At 58.7% G+C, this 574-nt stretch carries 1 protein-coding gene; it reads right to left on the bottom strand.

All coding sequences use genetic code 11. The features are described 5' to 3' along the window. Positions 1–460: transposase (locus AWB81_RS44015; protein WP_200822664.1), on the bottom strand; the 460-nt coding region annotated here is incomplete at its 3' end. Positions 461–574 lie beyond the last annotated feature (114 nt).

The raw sequence follows: 574 nt of genomic DNA, 5'->3' as shown, positions 1-574 counted from the left end.
CCCACTGAGCCTTCAGGCGGCTGACTACGTTCGGCGAAAGACCCTTGGCCTCTTCACCCAGCAGCACGCTCAGCGCCTCGCTCATGTCGCCGGTCGAGACGCCACGTAGATAAAGCCAAGGCAACGCCGCTGACACGCGGGGGGACTTCCGAATATAGGGCGGCACGATGCTTGAATTGAACTTCACGCCCGAGCCCGAGCGATCGCGAACCTTCGGCACCTGTACGGTGACCGGACCGATTGCCGTGACGACCTCGCGCTCTGGCAGGTAGCCATTGCGAATCACGGCCCGCCTCCCGTCGAGTGTCTTCACGTTATCGTAGCGTTCGAGCAATGTCGTCAACTCCGCCTCAATCGCTTGCTGGATAATCTGCCGCGCGCCTTGCTGAATCAAATCGTCAAGGCCGCTGGGCCGCGCTTCCGATTTACCTGCGCTTGTTTCTTCTGTAACCTTCTTCATTGGTGGTGGATCCCGGTTTGGCTGGTTGTTACTCTAGACAAGCAACATTCTCAGCTAAACCGCCACCGCCTTCAAATCCCTGCCTCACCCGAACACCAGTTCCGACCATAACTC

Source organism: Caballeronia arationis, assembly GCF_001544975.2.
In the GTDB taxonomy this organism is placed as follows: Bacteria; Pseudomonadota; Gammaproteobacteria; order Burkholderiales; family Burkholderiaceae; genus Caballeronia; species Caballeronia arationis.
Note: the sequence above shows the minus strand (reverse complement) of the source record. Positions and strands in the feature narration are given on the sequence as shown.